The 26,055-nt window shown below is 55.5% G+C and carries 27 protein-coding genes, 1 pseudogene and 1 riboswitch; of the genes and pseudogenes, 5 read left to right on the top strand and 23 right to left on the bottom strand.

The genetic code is table 11. The annotated features are described in order from the left end of the window. The first annotated feature begins 222 nt into the window (after positions 1-222). The 3 genes from FC18_RS11235 to FC18_RS11225 are packed head-to-tail and all read left to right on the top strand — an operon-like array spanning position 223 to position 3,317. On the top strand, positions 223-1,764 hold the full coding sequence (locus tag FC18_RS11235) for an AMP-binding protein (protein ID WP_054675645.1): 1,542 nt from the start codon (positions 223-225) through the stop codon (positions 1,762-1,764). An 18-nt stretch (positions 1,765-1,782) separates the two neighbouring features. After that, on the top strand, positions 1,783-2,595 hold the full coding sequence (locus FC18_RS11230; protein ID WP_054675642.1) for an ABC transporter permease subunit: 813 nt from the start codon (positions 1,783-1,785) through the stop codon (positions 2,593-2,595). Between the two features lie 2 nt (positions 2,596-2,597). After that, the gene (locus tag FC18_RS11225) at positions 2,598-3,317 is read left to right on the top strand and encodes an ABC transporter ATP-binding protein (RefSeq protein WP_056976337.1); all 720 of its coding nucleotides are present in this window, start codon (positions 2,598-2,600) and stop codon (positions 3,315-3,317) included. Between the two features lie 62 nt (positions 3,318-3,379). On the opposite strand, the gene FC18_RS11220 is transcribed toward FC18_RS11225, so the two are convergent. Beyond that, on the bottom strand, positions 3,380-3,868 hold the full coding sequence (locus FC18_RS11220) for a hypothetical protein (protein ID WP_054675639.1): 489 nt from the start codon (positions 3,866-3,868) through the stop codon (positions 3,380-3,382). 140 nt (positions 3,869-4,008) lie between these two features. Between FC18_RS11220 and FC18_RS11215 the strand changes: the two genes are divergently transcribed. Further along, entirely contained in the window at positions 4,009-4,839 is an 831-nt protein-coding gene (locus FC18_RS11215) for a methyltransferase domain-containing protein (RefSeq protein ID WP_056976335.1), read from the top strand. A 57-nt stretch (positions 4,840-4,896) separates the two neighbouring features. Here the strand turns inward: FC18_RS11215 and FC18_RS11210 are convergent. From FC18_RS11210 to FC18_RS11190, 5 genes and pseudogenes are all read right to left on the bottom strand, one after another. Continuing rightward, a pseudogene (locus tag FC18_RS11210) lies at positions 4,897-6,732 on the bottom strand (APC family permease). A 235-nt stretch (positions 6,733-6,967) separates the two neighbouring features. Beyond that, a complete protein-coding gene (locus FC18_RS11205; RefSeq protein ID WP_054675636.1) occupies positions 6,968-7,537 on the bottom strand; it encodes an LOG family protein in 570 nt (189 codons plus the stop codon). Between the two features lie 151 nt (positions 7,538-7,688). After that, on the bottom strand, positions 7,689-9,320 hold the full coding sequence (gene groL / locus FC18_RS11200) for a chaperonin GroEL (protein ID WP_054675633.1): 1,632 nt from the start codon (positions 9,318-9,320) through the stop codon (positions 7,689-7,691). A gap of 76 nt (positions 9,321-9,396) precedes the next feature. Then, positions 9,397-9,681 (bottom strand): co-chaperone GroES, encoded by a 285-nt coding sequence (gene groES, locus FC18_RS11195; protein ID WP_056976333.1) that lies wholly within the window; start codon positions 9,679-9,681, stop codon positions 9,397-9,399. A gap of 295 nt (positions 9,682-9,976) precedes the next feature. Then, positions 9,977-10,606: a redox-sensing transcriptional repressor Rex gene (locus tag FC18_RS11190; protein ID WP_054675630.1), complete on the bottom strand. Its 630-nt coding sequence runs from the start codon at positions 10,604-10,606 to the stop codon at positions 9,977-9,979. A 412-nt stretch (positions 10,607-11,018) separates the two neighbouring features. Here FC18_RS11190 and FC18_RS11185 point away from each other — a divergent pair, with 412 nt between their 5' ends. Continuing rightward, on the top strand, positions 11,019-12,947 hold the full coding sequence (locus FC18_RS11185) for an ABC-F family ATP-binding cassette domain-containing protein (protein ID WP_054675627.1): 1,929 nt from the start codon (positions 11,019-11,021) through the stop codon (positions 12,945-12,947). 56 nt (positions 12,948-13,003) lie between these two features. Here the strand turns inward: FC18_RS11185 and FC18_RS11180 are convergent, their stop codons facing one another. The 17 genes from FC18_RS11180 to dnaX form a co-directional block, all read right to left on the bottom strand. Next, positions 13,004-13,774, bottom strand: a complete 771-nt coding sequence (locus FC18_RS11180) for a Cof-type HAD-IIB family hydrolase (RefSeq protein ID WP_054675624.1) — start codon at positions 13,772-13,774, stop codon at positions 13,004-13,006. A 6-nt stretch (positions 13,775-13,780) separates the two neighbouring features. Next, positions 13,781-14,719 carry a LacI family DNA-binding transcriptional regulator gene (locus FC18_RS11175; protein WP_056976331.1) on the bottom strand — a complete coding sequence of 313 codons (939 nt, stop codon included), beginning with the start codon at positions 14,717-14,719 and terminating at the stop codon, positions 13,781-13,783. 221 nt (positions 14,720-14,940) lie between these two features. Continuing rightward, positions 14,941-15,963, bottom strand: a complete 1,023-nt coding sequence (gene tsaD / locus FC18_RS11170) for a tRNA (adenosine(37)-N6)-threonylcarbamoyltransferase complex transferase subunit TsaD (RefSeq protein ID WP_056976329.1) — start codon at positions 15,961-15,963, stop codon at positions 14,941-14,943. Between the two features lie 48 nt (positions 15,964-16,011). After that, entirely contained in the window at positions 16,012-16,602 is a 591-nt protein-coding gene (gene rimI / locus FC18_RS11165) for a ribosomal protein S18-alanine N-acetyltransferase (RefSeq protein WP_054675616.1), read from the bottom strand. Continuing rightward, complete coding sequence (gene tsaB / locus FC18_RS11160; RefSeq protein WP_054675613.1) at positions 16,586-17,305, bottom strand: tRNA (adenosine(37)-N6)-threonylcarbamoyltransferase complex dimerization subunit type 1 TsaB; 720 nt, start codon at positions 17,303-17,305, stop codon at positions 16,586-16,588. The genes rimI and tsaB overlap by 17 nt, the downstream gene beginning before the upstream one ends. 163 nt (positions 17,306-17,468) lie before the next feature. After that, on the bottom strand, positions 17,469-17,990 hold the full coding sequence (locus tag FC18_RS11155) for a folate family ECF transporter S component (RefSeq protein WP_054675611.1): 522 nt from the start codon (positions 17,988-17,990) through the stop codon (positions 17,469-17,471). A 30-nt stretch (positions 17,991-18,020) separates the two neighbouring features. Further along, a riboswitch (THF riboswitch) is annotated at positions 18,021-18,115 on the bottom strand. 83 nt (positions 18,116-18,198) lie between these two features. Beyond that, positions 18,199-18,492 carry a hypothetical protein gene (locus FC18_RS11150; protein WP_054675606.1) on the bottom strand — a complete coding sequence of 98 codons (294 nt, stop codon included), beginning with the start codon at positions 18,490-18,492 and terminating at the stop codon, positions 18,199-18,201. A 199-nt stretch (positions 18,493-18,691) separates the two neighbouring features. Further along, a complete protein-coding gene (locus tag FC18_RS11145; RefSeq protein ID WP_082403763.1) occupies positions 18,692-19,426 on the bottom strand; it encodes an acyl-[acyl-carrier-protein] thioesterase in 735 nt (244 codons plus the stop codon). 62 nt (positions 19,427-19,488) lie between these two features. Next, positions 19,489-20,352, bottom strand: a complete 864-nt coding sequence (rsmI, locus tag FC18_RS11140; protein WP_056976327.1) for a 16S rRNA (cytidine(1402)-2'-O)-methyltransferase — start codon at positions 20,350-20,352, stop codon at positions 19,489-19,491. Between the two features lie 41 nt (positions 20,353-20,393). Continuing rightward, positions 20,394-20,756: a DNA replication initiation control protein YabA gene (locus FC18_RS11135; protein WP_054675603.1), complete on the bottom strand. Its 363-nt coding sequence runs from the start codon at positions 20,754-20,756 to the stop codon at positions 20,394-20,396. Positions 20,757-20,792: 36 nt separating this feature from the next. Then, positions 20,793-21,764, bottom strand: a complete 972-nt coding sequence (gene holB, locus FC18_RS11130; protein WP_235804226.1) for a DNA polymerase III subunit delta' — start codon at positions 21,762-21,764, stop codon at positions 20,793-20,795. Positions 21,765-21,781: 17 nt separating this feature from the next. Continuing rightward, positions 21,782-22,117, bottom strand: coding sequence for a cyclic-di-AMP receptor (locus FC18_RS11125; protein WP_056976323.1), 336 nt, complete (start codon positions 22,115-22,117; stop codon positions 21,782-21,784). Between the two features lie 24 nt (positions 22,118-22,141). Further along, positions 22,142-22,777, bottom strand: coding sequence for a dTMP kinase (gene tmk / locus FC18_RS11120; protein WP_054675939.1), 636 nt, complete (start codon positions 22,775-22,777; stop codon positions 22,142-22,144). 5 nt (positions 22,778-22,782) lie between these two features. Beyond that, positions 22,783-23,052 (bottom strand): DUF2508 family protein, encoded by a 270-nt coding sequence (locus FC18_RS11115; protein ID WP_054675598.1) that lies wholly within the window; start codon positions 23,050-23,052, stop codon positions 22,783-22,785. A gap of 25 nt (positions 23,053-23,077) precedes the next feature. Continuing rightward, positions 23,078-23,677, bottom strand: coding sequence for a recombination mediator RecR (gene recR / locus FC18_RS11110; protein ID WP_056976321.1), 600 nt, complete (start codon positions 23,675-23,677; stop codon positions 23,078-23,080). A gap of 51 nt (positions 23,678-23,728) precedes the next feature. Beyond that, positions 23,729-24,028 (bottom strand): YbaB/EbfC family nucleoid-associated protein, encoded by a 300-nt coding sequence (locus tag FC18_RS11105; RefSeq protein ID WP_235804229.1) that lies wholly within the window; start codon positions 24,026-24,028, stop codon positions 23,729-23,731. 74 nt (positions 24,029-24,102) lie between these two features. Further along, positions 24,103-25,905 (bottom strand): DNA polymerase III subunit gamma/tau, encoded by a 1,803-nt coding sequence (dnaX, locus tag FC18_RS11100; RefSeq protein ID WP_054675595.1) that lies wholly within the window; start codon positions 25,903-25,905, stop codon positions 24,103-24,105. Positions 25,906-26,055 lie beyond the last annotated feature (150 nt).

The following is a 26,055-nucleotide window of genomic DNA, read 5'->3' as shown; positions in this document are numbered from 1 at the left end:
GAATGCCGCAAAAAGTCCACGGACAGAATGCAGATACGGACTAAAAGACCAAAATTCATGGCAATGGCCGTCCGTTGCACTTTTCTTGAAACCAAACATACCAAAATGCCAACTATTTGCCATTTTCACGCAGTTTTTTTCATTTCCTTCATAATTTCTACATATTTAGCGACGAAAATGTACCTTGTAAACAAACACGCACGTACCTTTGGGGGAGTATCAATGACAAAATTAACGGAAGCATTCAACACCCAGTTAGCGGCCCATCAGTACAGTCGCTTCATCAAGGATTTAACCGCTGACCAGTGGTTTACCGGCAGTGACATCGCCATCGCCCGGGACCAGCTGCGCACCAAGTTGCAGGAACAGGGCGTTCATAGCGGCGACCTCGTCCTCATCAGCCTGCCCAATTCAGTCACCCACGTGGTCGCACTCATGGCCACGCTCGATCTGAACGCCATCGCCTACACCATTAACCCGAACATGCCGGCACCGGAGCTTGCAGAAATTATTGGTCGGCACCACTACGCCGCGGCCATCTTCAATCCGGACCACGCGGACGCCACCGCCGAATTGCAGCGCTTGACCGGCGTGACCTTCACGCCTGTGGCCGCCCAGCTGCTCGGCCACGCGCAGCAAGTCTTCAGTCTCGGCAACCAAAAGCAGGACGCAAATCCGCTCTTCACCCAGTTCCAAGCGCACGCGGACAGTCCGCTCGGGGTGCTCATGTACACCAGTGGCACCACCGGCTTACCCAAGGCGGTAGTTCTCACGCACAACCAATTGTTCGCGGCGGCAAAGGACATCAGCCAGTCGCAGCAACTAACGGAAAACGACCGGTCGCTGCTCATCTTGCCGCTGTTCCACATCAACGCGCAGGTCATCACCGTCCTGTCCACCATTATCTCCGGGGGCAAGTTGCTGGTCGCCCCGAAGTTCTCCGCCAGCCGCTTCTGGTCCACGATTGAACGCGAACAAATCACTTGGGTGTCCGCTGCTCCCGCCATCATCGCGATTCTGCTCAAGACCAAACCGGCCGTGGCACCAGTGACCCCACAACTGCGGTTCATTCGTTCGGCCAGCGCGCCCCTCTTACCCGCCGTGCAGCAGGAGTTTGAAGCGTACTTTGGCACCCCCATCCTGCAAGGTTACGGCATGACGGAAGTTGCCAGCCAGATTACCTTGAACCCGCTAGGTGCCAGCAAGTCTGGTTCCGTTGGTAAGGCCACCGGCACCGAGCTCACCATCCGCCGCGACGACGATACGGTTGCCGCACCTGGCGAATCCGGCGAAATTTGCCTCCACGGCGATCACGTCATCACCGGCTACCTGGATCCGCAGTACCACGCTGATTTCCAGAATGGCTGGTTCCACACCGGGGACGTCGGGTACGTCGACGCTGAGGGGTACCTCTTCATCGTTGGCCGCAAGAAGGAACTAATCAACCGCAGCGGGGACAAAATTAGCCCCGTAGAAGTCGAGAACGTCCTGATTCAGCACCCTGCAATCCGCAGTCTGGCCATCGTTGGTCTGCCCGACCCGATTTACGGTGAAAGCGTAGCGGCCGTCATCATTCCGGAAGACGACTACATCGGTAGCGCAGAATTATCCGCAAACCTGCAGGACTTCGCGGCCACGAAGCTGGCGAAGTTCAAGGTGCCAACGCGGTTCTTCTACACCGACCACCTCGCTGCCGGCCCCACCGGCAAAATCCAACACACCCGCGTCCGCCGGGAACTCATGAACAATCTCGCAAATGCTTAACCAGCAAAGGAGCTCATTATGCAGTTAGCTGAAACTACCAAACCCACCCGTGTTTCCCGTGCCGGGGGCGCAGTGGTTAAGTCCATCCTGCCATGGACCATTCCAATTCTCATCATCATTTTCTGGCAAATCGCATCCAGTATCGGCCTGATTGATGCCAGTGTGCTGCCCGGTCCCTGGGCAGTGGTCAAAACCACCATCCAAAGCGCCAAGACCGGCGTGCTCGAACGCAACATGGCGATTTCCCTTTACCGTGCGGTCTCCGGCTTTATCATTGGTGGTCTGATTGGTTTCATCCTCGCCCTGTGCACTGGCCTGTCCAAAACCTTGAACCTGTTGCTGGACTCGTCCGTGCAGATGCTGCGGAACATCCCGCACCTGGCGCTGATTCCGCTGGTCATCATCTGGTTCGGGGTTGGTGAAGCTTCCAAGATTTCCCTGGTTGCCATCGGGGTGCTCTTCCCCATCTACATCAACACGTATCACGGTCTGCGTTCCGTTGACCCGAAGCTGATCGAGATGGGCCGCTCCTACCAGCTGTCCAAGTGGGAACTGTTCCGCAAGATTCTGCTGCCAGGCGCGCTGCCAACCATCCTCGTCGGGGTCCGGTACGCACTGGGGGTCATGTGGACCACCCTGATTGTTTCTGAAACCATCGCCGCAAGTTCTGGGGTTGGCTACATGTCCACGAACGCCCAGAACTTCATGGACATGCCAACCATCCTGATGTGTATCGTAATTTACGCCATTCTCGGGAAGATTTCTGACTTAATGGCTAAATCTCTAGAAAACTCACTACTGCAGTGGCAGCACAACGGAATGGAGGACTAACCATGACCGAAGCACTTCTTGAAGTAAACGACATCCAAAAGTACTACGGCGACGCGCACGTACTCCGTAACATCAACTTCGACATCCAGCCCGGCGAATTCGTCGCGCTCGTCGGTCAGTCCGGGGGCGGTAAAAGTACCCTGCTGCGCCTCATCGCCGGGCTCGAACACGCCACGTCCGGTTCCATCAAGCAGGATGGCACCGAAATTAACAGGTTGAACGCGCACAGCCGGGTTATGTTCCAGGACGACCGCCTGCTGCCATGGCTGACCGTCAGTGAGAACCTGACGTTCGGGGCTACCCATTCAAAAGAGCAAAAAGAGCACGTGGCCAAACTGCTAGCCCGCGTGGAACTGACCGATTTTGCGGATGCATACCCCAACTCATTATCCGGGGGCCAGCGGCAACGGGTCGCACTCGCCCGTGCCCTCATGGCTAATCCGCAGCTGCTATTACTCGACGAACCCCTCGGTGCACTCGACGCGCTCACCCGGCGCAAGATGCAGGATCTCATCATGGATCTCTGGCAAGAACGCAAGATGACCACGATTCTGGTTACCCACGACGTGAACGAAGCCGTGCGCCTCGCTAACCGCATCTTCGTGGTCCGCGACCACCAGATTGCGTGGGCCGGCAGCAATGATCTGCCCTACCCCCGCACCGATCAGGCTATCGCGCCCCTAGCCAACACCATTTTGAACGAAATCATCACCGAAGGCTGACCATACTAATAGAACGCCGCCGTGCTCACGGGCACGGCGGCGTTCTTTTTTGCATTAACAGATTAATCATCAGGGAACAACGCTGCAATCAAGGTTAGCATGAACATGAGTAGACTAGCGAAGACGCACAACCAGGTGGCGGCACCGACGTGCTGCATGCTCACGTGCATGCTGTTGAAGGCAAAATTGACCATGCGGTTAGTGCAGACGGCCAAAATTAGTTGCAGCGTGAAGTTTAGTCCCGCTGCGCACGCGGCAAAGATGCGGGTGAAGCGAGTGCTGACCAGCACGCAGAGCAGCACAATCAGCGGCATCCAGATGAGCAGCCCTTCCAGCAGGGCGAGCGGCCACACGCTCAAAACAAAACGGTTAGTGAATGCATTGTCGGCCGCCACTAAGATTTGCCACACCGAGGGACTGGTGGTGCTGTAGCCAAAATTCAGGTAATCGGGCACAAAGAGCGCCGCCAGGTTGATGATGGCAACGATGAAGGTCCCTTCCAGAACGCCGATGTGAATGCGCGGCGCGTGCACGCTAATTTTCTGTAACATATCCCCAAGCTCCCCATTTGCATAACCTAATCCACCGTTATTATAGTGGTTTACCAGCCGTAAACACAAGTGGGCTAGTTCACCTCGCCCGGCGCTTAGCGTATACTGAAACCAGAGATAACCAACCGATGGAGGAAATTATGCGTAAAATCCAGCAAAAAGCCAGCCAAATCGCCGCGGCCAGCCCCCTGTTCGCCTGCCCCGTATGCAGTGAACCACTGAGCATCACCGACACCAGCCTAATCTGCAGCCAGAACCACCGCTTCGACCTCGCCAAGAAGGGAACGGTGAATTTTCTGAATGCCCCTGTGGCCACCGAATATACCGAGACCATGCTTGCGGCGCGGCGCCGCGTCTTGCAGGCCGGTTTCTTCGATCAATTCCTGAACGCCATCGCGGATAAGCTGACAGCCACCGACCGCGTGCTCGACATCGGCTGCGGCGAGGGTACCCCCACCGCCAAGCTGACCCCGGAAAGCGGAACGGCCGTTGGCTTCGACATCTCTGCCCCCGCCATCAAGCTCGCCGGGGCCCTGGATACCAGCGCCATCTTCTGCGTGGCCGACCTTACGCACCTGCCATTTACGGACAATTCTTTTTCGGCCATCACCGACATTTTCTCCCCCGGCGCCTACAACGAATTCGCCCGCGTCCTACAGCCCGGCGGTAAGATTTACAAAATCATCCCGGCGGCCGGCTACCTGCGCGAACTGCGCCAGGCACTGTACGCCGACACGCCCAAAGCCACGTATGATAACAGCAAGGTTCTGAACCACTTCATGGAGCGGTATCCGGACGCAACGCAAGAATCCATCAGCTATGACTTCCCCGTTCCCGGCGCCCTGTTTGCCGACCTCGTCGAGATGACACCGCTGAGCTGGCAGGCACCAGCCGCAAAACGCGCCGCCCTGCTGGCTAATCCGCCCGCAACCATCCACGTTGACGTCCTGCTGCTGAGCACCACGGTTTAACCTAAAGTTTACGGTAACATGCAAAAAGAGAGCGGAAAATCCGCCCTCTTTTTTTGGTTACTTCTTCAAATGGTAAGAATACGTCGCCAGAATGATGTTCTCACGGCTGGAGAACGCCCGCCGCAACCGGAACGTGGTCTGGTTGTGCAGGATGTCCTGCCAGCGCTCCTTAGGCACAAACTGCGGAATGAGCACGGTGGTGGTGAAGTTGCGTTTAGCCGCATTCCGGGCAATCATGTCCACGAAGCGAATCGTTGGCCCCTCAACGGAACGGTAGGACGAATGGACGTCAACAAACCGCACATTCGGGAAGTCCCGCTTGAATTCATTTTGCGTTTCTTGTTCCTTATTCGGATTTTCATCCATCGACACGTGCATCGCAATCACGTAATCGCCGATGGTCTGCGCGTAGTTCAGCGCCCCGCGCGTAACCCGGGTGACGTTGCCGACCAGGACGATAACGGTACTGCCGTCGTAATCGTGCAGCGCCACTTCTTCAACTGAATCAGGCAGGCGCAGCTGCTCCGCCACGTTCTGGTAGTGCCCGTGGATGCGGTAGAAGATCCACAGCAATACCGGCATGATGATGAAGAACGGCCAGATGTCCCCGAGACGGTAAACGAACAGGATGACCAGGATGGCGAAGGAAATCAGCGCCCCGGAGAAGTTGGCGATGGTTTTGCCCATCCACCCCTTAGGCCGGTTGCGCAGCCAGTGAATAATCATCCCGGTCTGACTCAATGTGAACGGAATGAACACCCCGATGGCATACAACGGAATCAGACGTTCAGTGCTCCCGTGGAAAATCGCAATCAGAATAATTGAGCCGATTGCCAGGGTCATAATCCCGTTCGAGTATCCAAGTCGGTCCCCACGGTCTTGGTACATGTGGGGCATGAACTTGTCCTTCGCCAAGTTGTAGGCGAGGACCGGAAAGGCAGAGAACCCGGTGTTCGCGGCGACCGCCAGAATCAAGGCCGTCGCGAACTGGATGATGTAGTACATGACCCCGTGGCCAAAGGTGAAGGCCGCCACCTGGGACAGCACGGTTACCTTCGCTACGGGTACAATCCCGTACCAGTAGTTCAGGAAGGTGATACCGGCAAAGAAGAACCCGAGGATGGATGCCATGATTGCCAGCGTGGACGCCGCATTGTGCGCCCGCGGCTTCTTGAAGAACGGGACCGCGTTACTGATGGCTTCAACCCCAGTCAGGGATGATGACCCACTACTGAAGGCTTTGAAAATCAGGGCCGCACTGATGCCGGGAACGACACTGCCGACCACCCCACGGGCTTGCATCGGGATGTCCCCGGTCACAATCCGGAAGAGTCCCCAGATAATCATCGCCGTGATGGACACAACGAAGAGGTAAACGGGAATCATCAAGAAGTTAGCTGACTCACTCATCCCCCGCAAGTTCATCGCCATCAGTAGCAAGACGATGACGATGGAGATGACGACCTCATGCCCGTAAAGGAACGGAATCGCCGAGGTGATGGCCTCCGAACCCGCCGAGACGGAAACCGCCACGGTGAGCATGTAGTCAATCAGCAAGGAGCCCCCAGCAAGGAGCCCAGCGTTTTGGCCCAGGTTCTCGCTTGAAACAACGTATGCACCGCCACCACCAGGGTAGGCGTGAATGATTTGCCGGTAAGACAAGGTCAGGCTAAGCAGCAAGACGAGCACGAACGCAGCGATTGGGATTGAGTACCAAATGGCCGCGGCTGAGAGCGTGGTCAGAACGAGTACAATCTGTTCGGTCCCGTACGCAACTGAAGACAGCGCGTCAGAACTGAGCATCGCAAGTGCTTTTAACTTGCCTAACTTTTGCCCACCCTATTCGGACGACTTGAGTGGCCGCCCGATGAGGAAGCGTTTAAGTTGTTGCATTTCACTAACTCCTGATTTTTAAGATATGGTAAACAAACGATATGTTAACACTCTATTCCGGAAAATGCTATATCAAGTGTTGGCGGCGGTGAAAACACCCGTCGCGCCCTCAGCCTTTTTTCATAAAATGGGTTGTACGCACCCCGTAACACTCCGGTAATGTCATCATAACCGATGCAGCACCAAAAAGCCCATACAAAAAGGCGAACGAAGAGGAATTCCGTTCACCCAATGATTAATTTGCTTCTTCCAGACTGTTCACACCCACATTGTCCTGAAGCTGGGTAATCAGCTCCTCGAAGTTATCGGACACGAACACGTTGTCCAGCACGGAGGCGTTCGCGAATTCCTGATCCACGAACTTGTCCAGTAAGTCCACCATGCCGTCATAGAAATGGTTCATGTTGAAAATACCGATTGGCTTAGCGGGCAACAAATCGATTGCCATCCAGGACAGTGCCTGCGAGATTTCCTCGAGCGTTCCGAGGCCGCCGGGAAATACGAGGAAGGCGTCTGGTTCTGACAGCAACAACCGCTTGCGTTCGTCGATATCCTTGGTCACAATGTTGCGCGTGGCGTCGTACCGGGGCACCTCACTGGCAAACAAGCCTTCGGGGGAAATCCCGGTGACCGCGCCCCCTGCGGCGAGAACGGCCCCACTAATTGTGCCCATGATTCCGGACTGGGAACCACCATAGATGAGCTCGATGTTGCTGCGGCCCATGTACCAACCCAGGGCGGTTGCAACCTGTTCGTAGCTCTTCTTCTTGCCAAAGCGGGCGCCGCAAAATACAGAAATCTTCAACTGCGTCACTCCTTCTTGCCGCTTTTATACGGCTTGATATTTGAAAGTTAATAAGTATCTAGTTTACTCTATTTGGCAACAATAAAACAACCCACCAAAATTGGCGGGTTGTTTTGTTGGTACGATTTTAATTAATTCATGGAAGGCAGAATTACATCATGCCCATGCCGGGGTTCATGCCCCCAGCTGGTGCTGCAGGAGCTGCTTCCTTAGGTTCAGGCTTGTTGGCCACAACGGCTTCGGTGGTGAGCATGAGGGCTGCAACAGAGGCAGCGTTCTGCAGTGCGGAACGGGTAACCTTGGTTGGGTCAATAATCCCAGCAGCGGCCATGTCTTCCCAGGTGCCGGTTGCGGCGTTGAAACCAAAGCCGACCTTTTCACCCTTCAGACGTTCAACAATGACGGAACCTTCGAGACCAGCGTTGGCAACAATCTGGCGGACAGGTTCTTCAAGGGCACGCAGCACGATGTTGATCCCGGTCTGGACATCGCCCTCTTCGCTGAGCTTAGCAACAGCAGGAATGGCGTCAACCAGCGCAACACCACCACCAGCAACGTAACCTTCTTCGACGGCCGCACGGGTAGCGTTCAGCGCGTCTTCAATCCGGTATTTGCGTTCCTTCAGTTCAGTTTCAGTTGCGGCACCAACCTTGATGACGGCAACCCCACCGGCGAGCTTAGCCAGGCGTTCCTGGAGCTTTTCGCGGTCGAAGTCACTTGTGGTTTCAGCAATCTGGGACTTGATGATGTTCACGCGTTCGTCGATGGCATCCTTGGAACCAGCACCTTCAACAATCGTGGTGTTGTCCTTGGTGATGGTAACCTTGCCGGCCTGGCCGAGCTGTTCAAGCTTGGTGTCCTTAAGTTCAAGGCCGAGGTCAGAGGTGATAACCGTCCCGCCAGTCAGGGCAGCGATGTCTTCAAGCATTGCCTTGCGCCGGTCGCCAAAGCCAGGTGCCTTAACCGCAACCACGTTGAAGGTCCCACGAATCTTGTTCAGAACCAAGGTTGGCAGTGCTTCACCATCAACATCATCGGCAATGATGAGGAGCGCCTTACCCTGCTGCACGATTTCTTGCAGCAATGGCAGGATGTCCTGGATGTTACTAATCTTCTTGTCGGTAATCAGGATGTATGGGTTGTCGAGGTCGGCTTCCATCTTGTCGTTATCGGTCACCATGTACTGAGACAGGTAGCCCCGGTCGAACTGCATCCCTTCAACAACGGAGAGTTCGGTCTGAATCCCCTTGGACTCTTCAATGGTGATAACCCCGTCGTTACCAACCTTCTCCATCGCGTCGGCAATGAGGCTCCCAACTTCTTCGTTAGCGGAAGATACGGAAGCAACCTGCGCGATTTCCTTCTTCGTGGATACCTTGTGGGAGTTCGCGTGCAAAGCGTCAACGGCGGCGTTCGTTGCCAGTTCAATCCCGCGACGAATACCAACTGGGTTAGCACCGGCGGTCACGTTCTTCATGCCTTCACGAATGATGGACTGGGCCAGAACCGTTGCGGTCGTGGTCCCATCACCTGCGATGTCGTTCGTCTTGGAAGCAACTTCGGCCACGAGCTTTGCACCCATGTTTTCGAAGTGGTCTTCCAAATCGATTGACTTCGCGATGGTCACACCATCGTTCGTGATTTCTGGTGCGCCGTAATCCTTATCCAAAACAACGTTGCGCCCCTTAGGACCAATCGTGGTCTTAACGGTGTTCGCCAACTTATCGACACCGCGGAGCATTGCCGCGCGTGCATCTTCAGAGAACTTAATTTCTTTAGCCATTGTTCAAATTCACCTCAAAATGTTCAGTTATAGTTTCAGCGCCAATGATTTAATCCAGCGTCGCGTACTACTTATCTTACTTAACGATTGCCATGATGTCCTTGTCGTGCATCACAAGGTACTTCTGGCCTTCGTACTTCACTTCAGAGCCAGCGTACTTGTCGTACATCACAACATCGCCCTCGGCTACGGACATTGGCAGGCGCTTACCATCTGGTGATAATGCACCAGCGCCCACGGCAATTACCTTACCGGTCTGTGGCTTCTCCTTAGCGTTGCTGGCAAGAACGATGCCACCCACAGTCTGTTCCTCTTCTTCGGCCACCTCAACAATGACACGATCTCCTAATGGTTTTAGCAAGACAATCCCTCCATGAAGAATATTTTTTAGCACTCATTCGTTTCAAGTGCTAACACAAGTATTACTATAACATGCACGGCTTCGATTGCAACCCCTAATAATTGCCACTTGGGCCAAAAAAGCGGGCTGAATGCCGTCATGACGCGTGTTTGCTGATTTTAGCACTTTTTTGCCACGAGTGCTAAGTTGCGGGTTTCTTAACAAAATTCGGGCGTTTTAGCTGCGTTTTTTGCAAACACGCTACCGGTTAACGCCAAAAAAAATCCCCCACGCACACCGCGCAGAGGATAAATGCCTATTCTTTAGTATCCAAGAAGTAAATGATGGTTTGGAGTTCAGTGGCTAAATCAATGTTTTGCACGTGCACCGTCTTCGGCACCGTGAGCCGCACCGGCGTGAAGTTCATAATGCCGCGGACGCCCGCAGCCACAAGCTTAGTGGCAACGGCCTGCGCCTTCGCTTCATCAACCGTCAAGATAACGATGCGAATCTGCTGGTCGCTTAATTGCTTCTCCAGTTCCGCAACATCATACACCGGGACCCCCGACTGAATCGTGCCGATGAGCTTTTCGTCCTCATCGAATGCGGCACTAATGCGAATGTTGCTCGACGCGCGAAAATTGTACTGCAAGAGTGCTTGACCCATTGACCCCAAACCGACCAACCCAACATTCGTGAGGTGATCTTGACTCAGCGTCTTCTTGAAGAATTCGACCAAGGCCTTAACGTCATAACCATAACCACGCTTGCCTAGTGCGCCGAAATACGAGAAGTCGCGGCGAATCGTTGCTGAATCCACCTTGACCGCATCTGCAAGTTCAGTTGAAGATATTCGCTCGGTGCCGGATTCCGCCAAGAACGACAAGTAGCGATAGTACAGTGGTAACCGCTTGGCGGTCGCCTTCGGAATTGCAGAACCAGACATGTTTCACCCTCCGTTCATTTGTGAACATATTCCAAAAAAATACCCGCTCATCAATGTACATCTATAGATAATCATATTCGCAATGACACAAAAAAACAAGCGCTTGCATAACGCTTTTAGGAATTAATTTAAATGTAACCAATTTCAGTTTCTTTGAGCCAATGCATATTGGTACCCATAAAATTGCCAATATGCCGTTTTTGTATAACAAAAACCATTATATTGTGTTTATAGTTTGATTATGCCCGTCATGTACAATTTTGAACAATTTTGCCGAGCGGCGTTTGCGTGGACCTGCGCAAGCCCCACCTCGGCCCCACCTCGACATGGAGTGCGGACAGACGGGCTAGTTACCGTGGGGGCGCGCTCTGTGTTATATTTAAACATAGAACTTTTAACGGAGGAAACACACGTGATTTTACTGCAAGCACAAGGTGTCGGCCGCGCTTTTGACGGTGCCGACCTGTTTACCAATATCTCCTTGCAAATCCAAGAAGGCGGCCGCGTCGCCCTCGTTGGCCCCAACGGAATTGGGAAGACCACACTGCTGGAAATTCTGAACGGCGACAAGGAGCCCGATTACGGGACCGTCTCTACGAAGAAAAACATTTCCATTGGTTACCTGGCCCAAAATTCGGGGCTGGACTCGGATAAAGAGATTTACGCCGAAATGCTCGACGGGTTCAGCGACCTGCGCGCGATGGAAGCCAAGTTGCACGCGCTGGAACAGGACCTGTCCGATCCCGCCGTTCTGAACAACGAAAAGCGCTACAACGAGACCCTGACCACCTACGACAACATGAGTCACGAGTTCAAGGAACGCAACGGTTACGGTTACGAGGCGGAAATCCGCAACGTCCTGGCGGGATTCAACTTCCCCGCTGACCGGTACCACGACCGCGTGGCGACCCTCTCTGGGGGTGAACGTAGTCGGCTCGCATTGGCCAAGATGCTGCTGCAAGGGCACGACCTGATCATCCTGGACGAACCAACCAACCACCTGGACATCGACACGCTCACCTGGCTTGAAGGTTACCTGCGCGCATACAAGGGCGCTATCCTGATTGTCAGCCACGACCAGTACTTCCTCGACCACTCAGTTAATGAAGTGTACGAGCTCAGCCCAACCGGTGCCACCCATTACCACGGGAATTACACGGAATACCGCAAGCAACGCGCGGCGAACATCGACCAGGCGTGGAAGGCCTACAACAAGCAACAGGAAGAAATCGCGAAGTTGCAGGATTACGTCGACAAGAACCTGGTGCGCGCAAGTACAACCAAGATGGCGCAGAGTCGGCGCAAGCAACTCGAGAAGATGGACCGTCTCGCTAAGCCAACCGGTGAAGCGAGCGCCCACTTCAGCTTTACGGCTGATCACCCTAGCGGTAACGTGGTACTCACCGTAAGCAACGCCACGGTCGGGTACGAAAGCGATGAACCCATGGCCGGCCCGATTGACTTCGAACTGCGCAAGGGCGAACGGCTCGCGATTGTCGGGCCAAACGGGGTCGGCAAATCCACCCTACTGAAGTCCATTCTGGGTAAGATTAAGTTCCTCGCTGGCTCCAGTAAGTTCGGCGCCAACGTGGATCCCGGTTACTATGACCAAGACCAGCACAATCTGCACGAAACCAACACGGTCATCGACGAAGTGTGGAACGAGCACAAGATGATGCCAGAAAAGGACATTCGCAGCGCCCTGGCCGCTTTCCTGCTGACCGCTGAGGACGTTGACAAGATGGTCAGCTCCCTGTCTGGGGGGCAGCGGGCACGACTGCTGCTGACCAAACTCGCCCTGAACCACGCGAACCTGCTCATCTTGGACGAACCGACCAACCACTTGGACATCAACAGTAAGGAAGTCCTCGAAGCCGCCCTCGCTGACTTCGACGGGACCGTCCTCTTCGTTTCCCATGACCGGTACTTCATCAACAGCCTCGCCAACCGCGTAATCGCCATCGCGCCAACTGGTAGCACCACTTACTTGGGTAACTGGGATTACTACCAGGAAAAACTGGCGGAGCAAAACGCACCGGCAGAAACAACCAGTGATGCCCCCGCGGCAACCACTAGCGCTGCGAGCCAGGCCTACCAGGATTCAAAGGAAGACCAGAAGGCGAAGCGCAAGTTGCAGCGCCAGATTGATGACGCCGAGGCCCAGATTGATCAGCTAACCGCTAAGCACGAAGAAATCGAAACCGAAATGGCCAAACCCGAAAATGCCGCCCGCGCACTGAAGCTGGCGGACATGCAAAAGGAATTGGAGGAGCTCGACCAGCAGATTGCCGCGCAAGAGGAAATCTGGGAAAACGTCAGCTTGGAACTGGAAGAATATTAAAAAAACGGCCGCATCCTCGAGGGTGCGGCCGTTTGTGTATCTAGTTACGGAGTAGTTTAGAGCCAGCCAATGTGCTGCAGGCCCAGCATAATCCCGTCGCTTTCGGAATCAGCGGTCACCCAGTCTGCCGTCGCTTGAACGTCTGGCGTTGCGTGACCCATGGCAATCCCAATCCCAACTGAACTGAGCATTTCCTTGTCGTTTTGGTTATCGCCGAACGCCACGATGTCTGCGTTGGCCACTCCGAGGTGCGCGGCTAGCTGCGCAATCCCCGCGGCCTTCGAACCATCTGCGGGCAACACATCCACCCCGATGGGCCCAAAGCGCTTGAAGATGATGTGCTTCAGCTCCGGTGCGTTTTGCTCCTGCTGCTCGCTGATAATGGCCAGTCCCTGCACGATGTCGTGCTCCAGGCCGTAGTTGTGACCCGGCAGGAAGAAGGTGCCCGTCCCGGCGATGATTTTCTCCATCACCGGATCCGGCGTCTTGTCCGCATACAGTTCCGTCGCCGATTCAGCCAGAATATTCGTCCCGATTGTGCGGATATACTCGGTGAAAGTTGCCACGTCCGTGCGGTCCAGGGTTCGCTGACTGACGAGCTCATCGTTGACGAAGATGGCCGAACCGTTGCAGACCACGTAATCGTGAATGTGGGTGGCCTCAATCACCGACTGGGCCATCTTGTAGTTACGCCCCGTGGCAATCGCGACGTGAACCCCACGTTCCTGCAGCTGCGCAATCGCGCTTAAGGTGCTGGGCAAAATGGTGTTTTCCATCGTCTCCAGGGTGCCATCAATATCAAAAATTGCTAATCGTTTATTACTCAAGAATTTTTACCTCGCAACAAAATCAGATTTGACCAACTGGTGGCGAATACCCGGGCGAATCGCCTGGTTAAACGCAATGTGGCCAAGGGTTTCCAAATGGTGGTTAATGGTCGGTAGGTGCAGTAACTGCCCGGACAGCTGGTTTTCCGTGCCCATAATTCCGGGCATCGGGCCGCCCAGTTCCTTGTATGCCGCGTACACCCCCGCAGCAATATCATCGCCGTTCGCCATCACAAAGTCAATCTGGGCGTCGGTGGTGGCTAAGAATTGGGCGGCAGCGTAGCCATCCTGCCGGGTCGCGACCCCGCCGCGAAACCGCGCTTCGCTAAGCGGCGCGTGGAAAACGTACTCGTACGCTGCAAGCAAATCGCGCGTGGTTTCACTGTGTTCCGGCCCCCGCAGGCCTAAAATGGCCACGTTCCGGTACCCGCGCGTCCAAATCCACCGCAGTGCCGCGCGGTACGTTGCCGTGCGGTCGGAATACACCGACGTGATTTGCCGGTCACCCACATTCTCACACGTCACAACCTGACCGTACCGCACGTAGCTCTCCAGCTCAGTCAGGGGGAGCTGCCGCGACACGAAGATCATTCCGGCGTACATTTTTTGCTGAAACTCGCGCAGGTACTGCCGCTCGAATTCTTCCAGGTAGTTGGTCGGCAGTAAGGTCACCCGGTACCCAGTGGGAAAGGCCGCATCCGTAATCCCGTTAACGATGTGGGCAAAATACGGGTGGTGGCTATTGGGCAACACCACCCCCACATTGCGGCTTTGACCCAGGGACAAGCCCCGCGCCATCGCGTTTGGCGTGTAGTTCAGTTCCGCCATGACTTGCTCAATCTTTTGCCGCGTTTTCGGCGCCACCCGCTCCGGCCGGTTGATGACGTTCGATACCGTTCCGAGCGAAAAGCCGGCAATGCGCGCCACATCATGAATTGTCGCCACTACACCTCAGCTCCTTTCTGTGCATATTTCCCGGGAAATACTCGCATGCTATGTAATGAATAATGATGACGCTTTCTATCATAGCATGAAAAGCAGCGATAACGATTACAATATTAATAGAAGCAACGAAAAATTCCCGCCCTTTACGCGGCTAAACCGTGTAAAAAGCGGGAACTTTCCCCATTAAGCACCAATATTAAATTAATCTGGTAATGGTTAAATTACGCGCGTGCGAAGTTCAGGTTCGGTTCCGCATTCAACGTTTCGCCGGCAAAAACGTGCTTGCCCCGCAAGATGTGGGCTGCCGCGCCAATCATGGCGGCGTTGTCCCCGCACAGGCGCAGTGGTGGCACAATCAGTTCGACATCCGGCATCTGGGTAGCAAGTCGCGCCCCGAGCGCCTCGCGCAGGCCCTGGTTGGCTGCGACCCCGCCGGCGACAATCAGCTGCTTCACGGGATGCTGCTGCAAGGCCGTCATGGTTTTGTCCACCAGCACCTCGACCACTGCCGCCTGGAAGCTAGCCGCCAAATCCTCACGACTGAGCGTCTGGTGCAGCTGGTCAGCGTGGTGCACCGTGTTGATGAACGCGGACTTCAAGCCACTAAAGCTAAAGTCCAAGTTGTCGCTATTGTCCATCGCACGGGGGAAGTTGAACGTGTCCTGACCCAGGTGTGCCAACCGGTCAATCTCCTTACCCGCGGGATACGTGATGCCCAGCACCCGACCCACTTTGTCGTAAGCTTCACCGGCAGCATCGTCGCGCGTCTCACCGATAATGCTGAAATCAGCCGGACCATTCAGCATCACCAGCTCCGTGTGCCCCCCAGATACCATGAGGGCCAGCAGCGGGTACTGCAACTTGGTGACAAAGGCCGCGGCGTAAATGTGCCCGGCCATGTGGTTCACCGGAATCAGTGGCAGGTGGTGCGCGTAGGCAATTGTCTTGGCCGCCGTCACCCCGATGAGCAGGGAGCCGACCAAACCGGGACCATACGTCACGGCCACGGCATCGATATCGTCGTAGCTAATGCCAGATTCCTTCAGGGCATCATCGATAATAATGGTGATTTCTTCCACATGGTGCCGGCTGGCAACCTCTGGCACCACCCCACCGAAGCGCTTGTGACTATTAATCTGCGTGGCGATAATATTACTCATAATCGTGTCGCCATTCTTAATGACAGCAACAGAAGTTTCGTCACAACTAGATTCAAACGCCAAAATAATTTCGTCTTGAGACACAGTTATACCTCACTAATACTGCCCGCCAAATTGCGGCGGGTTTTAAGTTCATCCATTCACGCGGTGGTCCCAGTCTTGGGCCAGCGCTTGCTGCAGCTGGCCATCTAGCTGCAACGTCATGTCGAGCGCGTCCGCATGCTCCCGCGTGTAGTAATTGCGCCGGACCCGCCCGTCAACAAAGCCGAGCGTCCGGTACAGCGACTGCGCGTGCACGTTATCGAGCCGCACTTCCAGCGAAACGGTCCGCATGCCCATTGCTCGGGACAAGGTCAGCATGAGTTCCAGCAACTTGCGCCCGATTCCCTGGCGTTGATAGTCGGGGAGCACCGCGATATTCGTGATGTGCGAATCGGTACGTTTGAACGAAATCCCGATGAACGCAACAATGGCGGCGGTCTGCGGATCCACCAGTACCAGGTACATCGCGGTTGCCGTCTTGGCCAACTCAGACATGAACGCCACCCGCTCCCACGGGGTATCCGCATAAACCGCGCGCTCAATGTCCAGCGCCGCCGGAATATCTTCATTCGTCATGCGCCGCAACGTGTACGGCTTATCATTCACAGTGATTGTTTGGGCCGGCACCGGCGCGCTCACTGCGCGGCGGCGTTCAAGCCATTCCTTAAACCTTTTGTACATAATTGCTCCGGTCAGCATTCGGGTTGTTCTTCAGCCAGTTCGTTTCTGCTTCGGTGAGGCGCAGGTAGTTCGGGACGAATGACGCCACATCCGCTGCGGGCAAGTCGCGGCCAAGTTCAGCCGCCCGACTAGCCCGGGGCAGGTTGTCCAGCTCATCGGTGAACGCTGCCTGCGTACCGAGGGTGCTGCGGATTTGTTCCCGCATTACCGGCGTGGTGCCGACAAAAATGGCGGGCTGTTCCAGTGCTGCAACTTCCTTGACCAACTGTTCCAGACTCGTGTGTCGGTCCAGGAGCACGTTGACCAATTTATCGTCCGCCCACTGGTAGATGCCGGTGAAGACGTTGCTGCGCCGCGCATCCATCACGGGCACGATGAGCGCTGCTTCTTTGCGGACGTTCGCCGCCAGCACCGCCAAACTGGAGACGCCAACCAGTTCAATGTTGAGCGTGTACGCCAGGGTCTTGGCCGTGGTGACGCCAATCCGCAGCCCGGTGTAACTACCCGGACCCGCAGCAACAACGACCCGATCAATATCGTCTGGCGTCAGGCCGCTCAGTGCAATCAAGTTGTCCACGGTGGGCAGCAATTGTTCACTGTGCGTCTTCATTCTGTTCAACGTCGTTTCCGCAAGTGGGGTCGCATCCTGCATCACCGCCACGCTCATCGCCTTGTTCGACGTATCAAGCGCCAAAATATTCATCGTTTTGCCTCCTGGTCCCTGCTGCAAAAGTAGCAGTCCTCCATCATAATTCTGACTTCTAGTTTACCACAATTGCGAAAATTATTGTTTTTGTTCACCGCAAAGCAAAAGGGCAGACCAATTCGGCCTACCCCTTGCAACGTGTCCTGCGCTTTAAGGACACTTAGTATAACTCTGGACGCACCCGTACCACTGCCTTCAATACAGTGTAGGCAAGTACGGCTTGAATTGGCAACACGATTAAATTCTTAATCACCCGTGGCCAGATAATGACGTCGAACTTGAACCCCATCATGACCAGCCATAAGGTGTCCAGCCCAATGTTCACGACCAGGACGACCAGCGCCATTGCCACCACGACGCGCCAAACTTTAACGACCTTCTTGTGGAAAAATAGGCCGTAAATCAATGCCCCCACGGCTGCGGAAACGGTGAACCCGAGGAAGTTAGCCCCGGTCCCCCACAGCATGAACGCGATTTGATCATTCAGCGCTCCGGCCAACGCGGCAAGCCACGGGCCAAAATAATACCCCAAAATCACGGTCGCGATGAACGCCGGACTGATTTTAATCCAGTCATTCCCGACCGAAAAGCGGCCGAGCACCAGTTGCATTGCCATCAGCATGGCTAAATACACTAAATTCCGCGTCGTGAGCTTGGGGCTTGCCAAACTAACTATTTGCATGTTGCCATCTCCCTTTTGGAGACGCCCTATTCAGGCGAATGCGGTCCCAACATCGCATCAAAAGATTTCGTCCGGTGTTCACATTCCGTTCCACCGGCACTTAACGCGTTGAGGCCTACTCCTTATTATTTGTAAGTGTCCTACTTACTCAATAACATTACCATGAAACCAGGGCGTACGCAACAGCTGTGCCTACTTTTGCCACCCCTTAGTGCAACCGCACAATTCGATACCCAACCCCGTTTAACCCGCGATCCACAATCAGCTTGTACGTGTCACCCTCACGCCACAACTCCGTCAGTGACTGATTCAAGCGTCTGCGCGCGGCAGTTTCGCTACCCATAATGACATCCGTGCGCAAGATTACGTTGGTCAACCCATCAACGTAAGTCACCATAAGCGCACCGCGATGGTGATCCTCCAAGACCCGACTAGTGATGTTACTAATGCGCATTTTGTACCGCAACCGGTCAAACGCAACTGCTAACCCCGTTATTTGCATCTAATCACTTTCTTCCAAATGTTATGCGAACATAACTCCCTTGAAGATAATTATATTCGCTGCATCAGACCCACCAAATGCAGGATTAGCAAACTAATCTTTCGTTTTTTTAAGCACCACCACGAAGACAAAGTAAAAGGCGAACAATGGATTCAACTGTCCGCATCCATTAGTTCGCCCGCACGGGTTCGTTATTAAATTATTTGTTTTGCCATTCTAAATGGGCAGTGGCGTTGACGGTTTCGCCCACCCGCACCTGGTGGTAAGTGGCAAGCTTGCCGTCTTCTTGCACCACCTTGTACTGCGACTGCAACTGGGTGCCGGGTTCAACTTCCCGCTCGTACTTAATGTTGGCTGCGGTCAATGTGTGCGTACGCATCCAGTCATAGCCGATCGCGTCTTGCATCCAGTCAAAATAATGAACGTTATTCACGTGGTGGTTGGTGTCGATATCAAAGTAGCGTACCCAGTATGTGCGCTCGCCTTCAGGGTCGGCAAACTTAGGCAGCCGGGGCAGGCGCTTCACCCGCGTCACTTTGGCCGCGCCGAAGTCTTCGACAATGGCGTCGATGACCGGTACAATCTTGCGCGTGCTTAAATCCATCATCACCCACGTGCTGTGGACAGTCACGATGTCGTTGCCGTCTGCATCAATCACGCCGTAATCACGGTAGCACAGCAGCCGGTTGTACGCAGTTGCTTCAGTCCACAGGGTGACCTGTTCCTCGGCCTGTGGCATGCGCTTAATCTCGATTTGGGATTGCGTAATCACCCAACCGATGTTGTAGCGGGCAACCAGGTCAAGCTGGCTACTGCGCCCGTGCAGTTGGTGTTCTGACACCTGTTGCACCAGGTTAACCAGGTTGGCCAGGGTCAAGGTGCCCTCTTCATTCACCATGTAAAATGGAATGCTAATTGATTCAGAATATCGCACAAGAACTTCCTTTCTGACTACTGCCAGCACCTGGCGGGACCAACGTGCAGCCCCACTACCGCTTAATCGATTTCGTGGAATTCATTGTAGACCGCTTGGCGCTCCAGCCCGCGTTCCTTTGCCACCTGCTTAATGGCCGCGTTTGGCTTCTGCCCCGCATCAATCAGGGTCTGCACCGCTTCCACCACGGGTAGCTCCGGTCCGGCAGCTTCTGCTGGTGCTGCCGCGGGACCGGGCGCAACCAGAATCACGTACTCGCCCCGCGGATTGGCGGCCTGCTCAATGAGCTCGGTGAGCGTTCCGCGCGCGAATTCTTCATAGCGCTTGGTTAATTCACGAGCGAGGACCGCACGCCGGTCGCCGCCAAATGCCGCCGCCATCGCCGTCAGCGTTTTGGCCAGCCGGTGCGGTGCTTCATAGAAAATCAGGGTCGCCGGGTGGTGCGCTAAGCCGGCTAATTCCTCAGCCTGCACCGATTTTTTGCGCTGCACAAAACCGTAGAAAGTAAATGGCTGCGGCGCCAAACCAGATGCAATCAGCGCGGTGATGCCGGCGTTGGCCCCTGGTAGCGGCACAACCGGAATGTCCGCGTCGATTGCCGCGGCCACGAGTTCCTTGCCGGGATCGCTAATCGACGGCATGCCGGCGTCACTCACCTGCGCAATGCTCTGACCATCCCGCAGGTACTGCAGCAATTCCGGAATTCGCTGCTGCGTGTTGTGCTCGTGGAAGCTAATCTGCTTGGTGGTGATTTCGAAGTGGTTGAGCAGTTTGGCGGTATTCCGTGTGTCCTCCGCCGCAATCATGTCGACATCCTGGAGCGTCTTCACGGCGCGCATAGTCATGTCGTCCAGATTGCCAATGGGGGTGGGCACCAAATATAGTGTCCCGGTATTGTGGTTTGCAAAACTAGATTGAAGCTGCATAATCGATCCTTCCTAATCCACTGCCACCGTCAGCAATTGGCTTAACGGCCGCGGTCACCGTAGATGATGTCCGTGCAAAAAGCGCAGGACTCGCCGGGCTCCAGATGCTGACCGTAGAATTTCGAGCACACGTGGTACCCCTCCATATAAATCTTTTCGAGGTTTTGGCGGGACTTACTCATCCCCGTCTCGGCACTTGGCGCCACCGTCTCCGGTTCACTGGCCTCCGCCTCAGTGGTTAGCTGTTCAATCCGTTCACGCAGCCGGCCGTTGTTCATCCGTAATTCTGCATTTTGCTCCAGCACCACCGTCACCGCATCCTTCAATCCGGCCACCTTGGCACTGAGCTCCTCGGCTTGTTTGCTGAGGGTCATGAATTCTTCCAAAAGATTCGTCTGTTCCATGTTGCATCTCCCCGTGAGCCCCTGCCCACCGTTTAATTACTTGGTTAATTCTGGCGCCCGCTGCAATAATTTCAGCACCAGCTGTTCACAGTTCGCCTGGAAGGCCACGTTGCCCTCCAGCTGCACGGTCGCGGTCAAAATTGCATCGAGCCCGTCACTCAGCTGGCGCAGGGACTTGCTGGCCAGCTGGTCTACCGCCGCATCATTTTTTAACAATTGCGCTGGTGCGCCGGTGCTGCGCCGCATGGCCTCCGCGTAAATCAGTGCGAGCAAACGCAGTACTTGGCGCTGGTCGTTTTTGTCACTGACTTGCTTCATCAGGTCCGTCTGGATGAATGGAAAAGCCAGGCCATCGCCGCTGGCCAGTAATTGCACCAGCTTTTTCACGCTAGCCAGGCGGTTGTTAAAGTCCTCATCACCGGCCAGAGTGACGCCCGCCGCAACATCACTGGTCAGCCGGGCAATCAATGGGGCCAGTGATCCTGATACCCCCGCAGCACTTAACGCGTCGACGGTTGCCTGCCACGCTGGCGGCGGGAACTGCACAATCTGCGCCCGTGATAACACGGTGGGCAGCAGCCGGTTCTTGGCGGTGGTGGTCAGGATAATAATCATCCCCGGCAGTGGTTCCTCGAAGAACTTCAGCAGGCTGTTGGCCGCGCTGACGGTCATCCGGTCCGCATCCTGAATGATGAAGATGCGCCGGTGGCCTTCAACGGAGCTCTTGCCCATTTCTTCCTTGAGTCCGCGAATGGCCTCGGCCTTAATGCTCTGGCCTTCTGGCGCCACGGTCAACACATCGGGATTATTCCCCGTGTCGATGCGCAGGCACTCACCGCACGCATTGCACGGCTGACCAGCTTGCAGGTTCGTGCAAAAAAGGCGCTTGGCAATCCACATTGCCAGCGGCACTTTGCCCGCACCCGCAGCCCCTGCGAAAATGTACGCCTGACTGAGTTGGTCACGGTCGATGACGTTGCTGAACTGCCGGACTAACCCTGCCGGCAAATTTGTCCCCGTCGCCATTAGAACTGGTGGAATGAATCCACAGGCATCACGAAGACGGTCGCCCCGCCAACGCGGACCTCAATTGGCCGCACTGCCGCGGAATCGCCCGCCGCTGCGTCAACGCTAATCAGTGGCGGCGTCGTGTACTCTTCCCGGGATTCACAGTTGCGCTTGATGATGTCGAGCACTTCCTGCACCCGCTTATCGTCCACCCCCACGATGTACGTGGAGTTGCCGGCGCGCAGGAAGCCCCCGGTCGAACTGAGCTTAGTCGCCCGCACGTTGTTGTCGACGAAGGCTGCACTGAGACGGGCAGCATCCTGATCCTGAACGATTGCTAATACTAATTTCATGTTCATCCTCCTAAACTGGTAGCACTAACGCGGAATGTTCTCGGTTAGTACTGCCTGGACATCGGCAATGACTGCCGCCAAGGGCTGCATTGCATCAACGGTGACGATGCGCTCCGGATTGGCCTGCGCCAACCGTAAGTACGCCGCGCGCACCCGGTCGTGAAAAGCCGTTTCTTCCTGGTCAAGCCGGTCATACTGGGTGTCTTTGCGGTGCGCCTTAATCCGGTCGAGTCCGACCTGAGCGGGCACGTCGAGGTACACCGTCAAATCAGGCGTGCGCCCGTTCGTTGCGAACTGGTTGAGCGCGAAGACTTCCTGTTCACCAATCTGGCGGCCAGCGCCCTGGTACGCAACGGAACTGTCCACAAAGCGGTCGCAAATTACGACTGCGCCCCGCGCCAATGCGGGTTCAATCACATCTTGCAGGTGTTGCCGCCGGGAAGCCGCATATAACAGCGCCTCCGTTCGGTCATCCATCCGCGTGTTTTGGGGGTCCAAAATCACGTCGCGGATTTGCTCGGCAATGGGGTCACCGCCCGGTTCACGCGTAACCACTAACTTATCGCCCATCTTGGCCCGCAAGTCCGGGATAATCGCGTCGAGCACGCTATCCTTCCCCGCACCGTCTGGGCCTTCGAACGTAATGAATTTTCCAGGCACTGAATTCACTCCTTGTTAATCTTCTCGAGGTTAAACCGCACGGAGAATTCTTCCACCTGCTTGGCACTAACCTTCCGCGCCCGTGCTTGTCGGTGCAGGAAATCAAAGAGCCCTTCCTGGCTGGCAATGCTGGCCTTCTGCCGTTCGGTCATTCCGCCGACATTGGCGCTGGCAAGCGAACGTTCCCGGGCAATCCCGTCGCGCACCGTGTAAATCAAGTTTAACAGGTTAGCGTCTTTTTGCGCCTTCGTCACGGTTTTCTTTCGTCCAAACATGTTCCGTTCACCTCAAGTGTTTTGTCTAAATCTCGGTGCGGCCCTCAACGGCCTTCATCAAGGTCATCTGGTCCGCGTATTCAATGTCGCTGCCGACCGCCAGTCCGTGGGCTAGGCGCGTCACGCGGATGCCCGCGGGCTTGATGAGCCGGGCCAGGTACATCGCGGTAGCTTCCCCTTCAGGCGTGGCGTTCGTCGCAACGATGACCTCGTTCACGGCGTCGTTATCCTGCAGCCGGTGCAACAAACTAGCGATGTTGAGGTCTTCCGGCCCCGTACCTTCAAGTGGGGACATCACCCCGTGCAAGACGTGGTACAGGCCGTGGTATTCATCCATCCGGTCGATACTCATGACGTCCTTCACCTGTTCCACCACTAGAATCTTGGTCTGGTCGCGGCTGGTGTCCGTGCAAATGCTGCAGGGGTCATCATCCGTGATGTTGCCGCAGACGGAGCAATAGTGCAGCTGCGTCTTGGCTGCGGTGAGACTGCTAGCAAAAGCCGCCACGTCATCCTGGTCCATGTCGATGGTGAAAAAAGCGAGGCGGGTGGCCGTCTTCTCCCCGATTCCGGGCAGTTTCATGTAACTATCAATTAAGCGTTCAATTGGTTCTGGATACTGCAAGAGCAAACCTCCACGAATATTATGCGCAACAGTAGCAACGCAGGGGGCAGATTAGAAGCCCATGCCCCGGGTGTACTTGCCCATCTTGGACTGGGTCGCCTTTTCAACGGCGGCCAGACCGTTATTCACGGCTTCGAGTACCAGGTCGGCAACCATGTCGGGATCATCAGGGTCGATGGCTTCAGGCTTGATGTTCAGTTCGGTCAGCTTCCGCTCGCCGGTGAAGGTGGCGGTGACCATGTCCTGCGCACTGGTACCCGTGAACGTGGATGCGTTCAGTTCCTTTTGCGCGTTCTCGAGGTCCTTTTGCATCTTCTTGGCCTGACGCATCATGTTCTGCATGTTACCCATTCCCATATTTGGCATAATTGTTCTCCTTTTAATTGCGGTCGCAACTGCTGCGCACCGCTTTTGCTATTTATATTTTAGTCGTTCTTAACGTCAACGTTCTCGCTGCCAAACAGATTTGTCAGTTCCTTAACCACTCCGTCATCGGTGGTTGCCGGTGCAGCGGGTGCTGGTTGGTCTGGCGTGCTGGTTGGTGCTTTGTCGGCCGCGGGCGTTGCTTCTATTGCTTGTGGCTCTGCTGCCGGCGTGTCCTTCGGGGTGCGGGTGAAGCCCACTTCCTTGATGAAGTTCTGCCGCACGCGGGGCCACTGGGCTTTTTCAACCAGGACCACTTTTTCATCCCGGCCCGTCATTGCCTTCAGTCCATCGCGCATTTCTTGCAGCAACGTCGCATCGCCCAAGACCCGCTCAATGTAAAAGTCGTTGTCAAAACTGACAATCACGCCTTCCTTGCTGGCGGCCACGGGTTCCGACACGTTCATCATGCTGTGCTTGATGTCGCTGAGCCGATTCAGTACGTCCGGCCAGACATCCTGCAGAGCGTTGAGGTCGTCACGGGTGGCGTGTTGCAAAATTGGGTAAATCGCGGCGGTGTTCACCTTGGGCTTCCCGCTTGCTTGGCGCTGGCGTGGCGCCCGCCGCACAGCCGTTCCGGCACTTGTCGGGGCTGCAGCGGCTGGCCGTTCAGCAAGACCGTTCACCTGCGCCTGCAATTGGGCCAGTTGCGCCTTTAGTTGCGCGACCTCGGCATTGTCGGCAGTAGCAGTTGGCGTTTGCGTCTGAACGACGGGCTGGTTTGCTAGCTCTGCCAGGCGCACCGTCGCCACCTGCAAGTACAAATCGGGCTGGTTGGTTGCCCGCAACTGCTGCTGCGTGCCGTTCAAAAGGTCCACCACCTGATACAACCAACTCGCCGGCAACGCTGTGGCCAAAGCCGCAAAGCCGTCGTCAAGCAGCGCCATATCCGCTGCATCCACCAGCTTCGGTGCCGCCTGGTACACCAGAAGGTCGCGGGCGTAACTAATCAAATCTTCAATCAGCCGGGCCGCGTCCCGACCCGCGCTTAAAATGCGGTCGATGGTCGCTAACCCCGCCGCCACGTCGCCGCCATGCACCGCCTTAAGGTAGCCGCCGAGGTCCGCCGTGGTGACCGACCCCGTGACGTCGCGCGCGTTTTGCTCCGTGACGTGGTTGTCGCCGAAACTCAGCACCTGATCGAGGATGGAGAGTGCATCCCGCATCCCCCCATCGGCAGCCCGGGCAATAACCGCGAGTGCCTTGTCGTCGTAGGTGATTGACTTATCGGCCAGGATTTCGGCCAGGTGGCCTTCAATATCGGCACTGGTGATGCGGCGGAAGTCAAACCGTTGCGTCCGGGAAATAATGGTGGCGGGAATCTTATTTGGTTCCGTGGTCGCCAGAATGAACACCACGTGCGCGGGCGGTTCTTCCAGCGTCTTCAGCAGCGCGTTGAATGCCCCTGTGGACAACATGTGCACTTCGTCGATGATGTAGACCTTCACGCGGGCTTCGGTCGGCGCGTACTTGGCCTTATCCCGAATTTCGCGAATCTCGTCCACACCGTTGTTACTGGCCGCGTCGATTTCGATGACATCTGGTTGGCTACCGTTGTTAATCGCGGTACAAATGGCACAGGTGTTGTCCGGCTCGCCATCAACCAGGTGCAAACAGTTCAGTGCCTTGGCCAGAATCTTCGCCACAGAGGTTTTCCCCGTCCCCCGCGGACCCGTGAACAGGTACGCGTGACTGGTCTGTCCGGACACAACGGCATTTTTTAGGGTCTGGGTTATCGCATCCTGCCCGACCACCGTGCTGAAGGTCTGCGGACGCCATACGCGATAAAGTGCTTGATAACTCACGGTACCCTTCCTTTCTAATTGCGCCGCGCTAGTTGACCCGCATTGCAACTTACCCAATAATTTTGCTCCACTACTTGCGAGCATACTCTGGTCTTAATTCTATCATTGATTCAGACAAATTGCCGCCACGAGATTGCGCGAAAATAAAAA

Source organism: Lacticaseibacillus sharpeae JCM 1186 = DSM 20505, from assembly GCF_001436225.1.
GTDB classification, from domain to species: Bacteria; Bacillota; Bacilli; order Lactobacillales; family Lactobacillaceae; genus Lacticaseibacillus; species Lacticaseibacillus sharpeae.
This window is presented reverse-complemented; position numbering and strand designations above follow the sequence as displayed.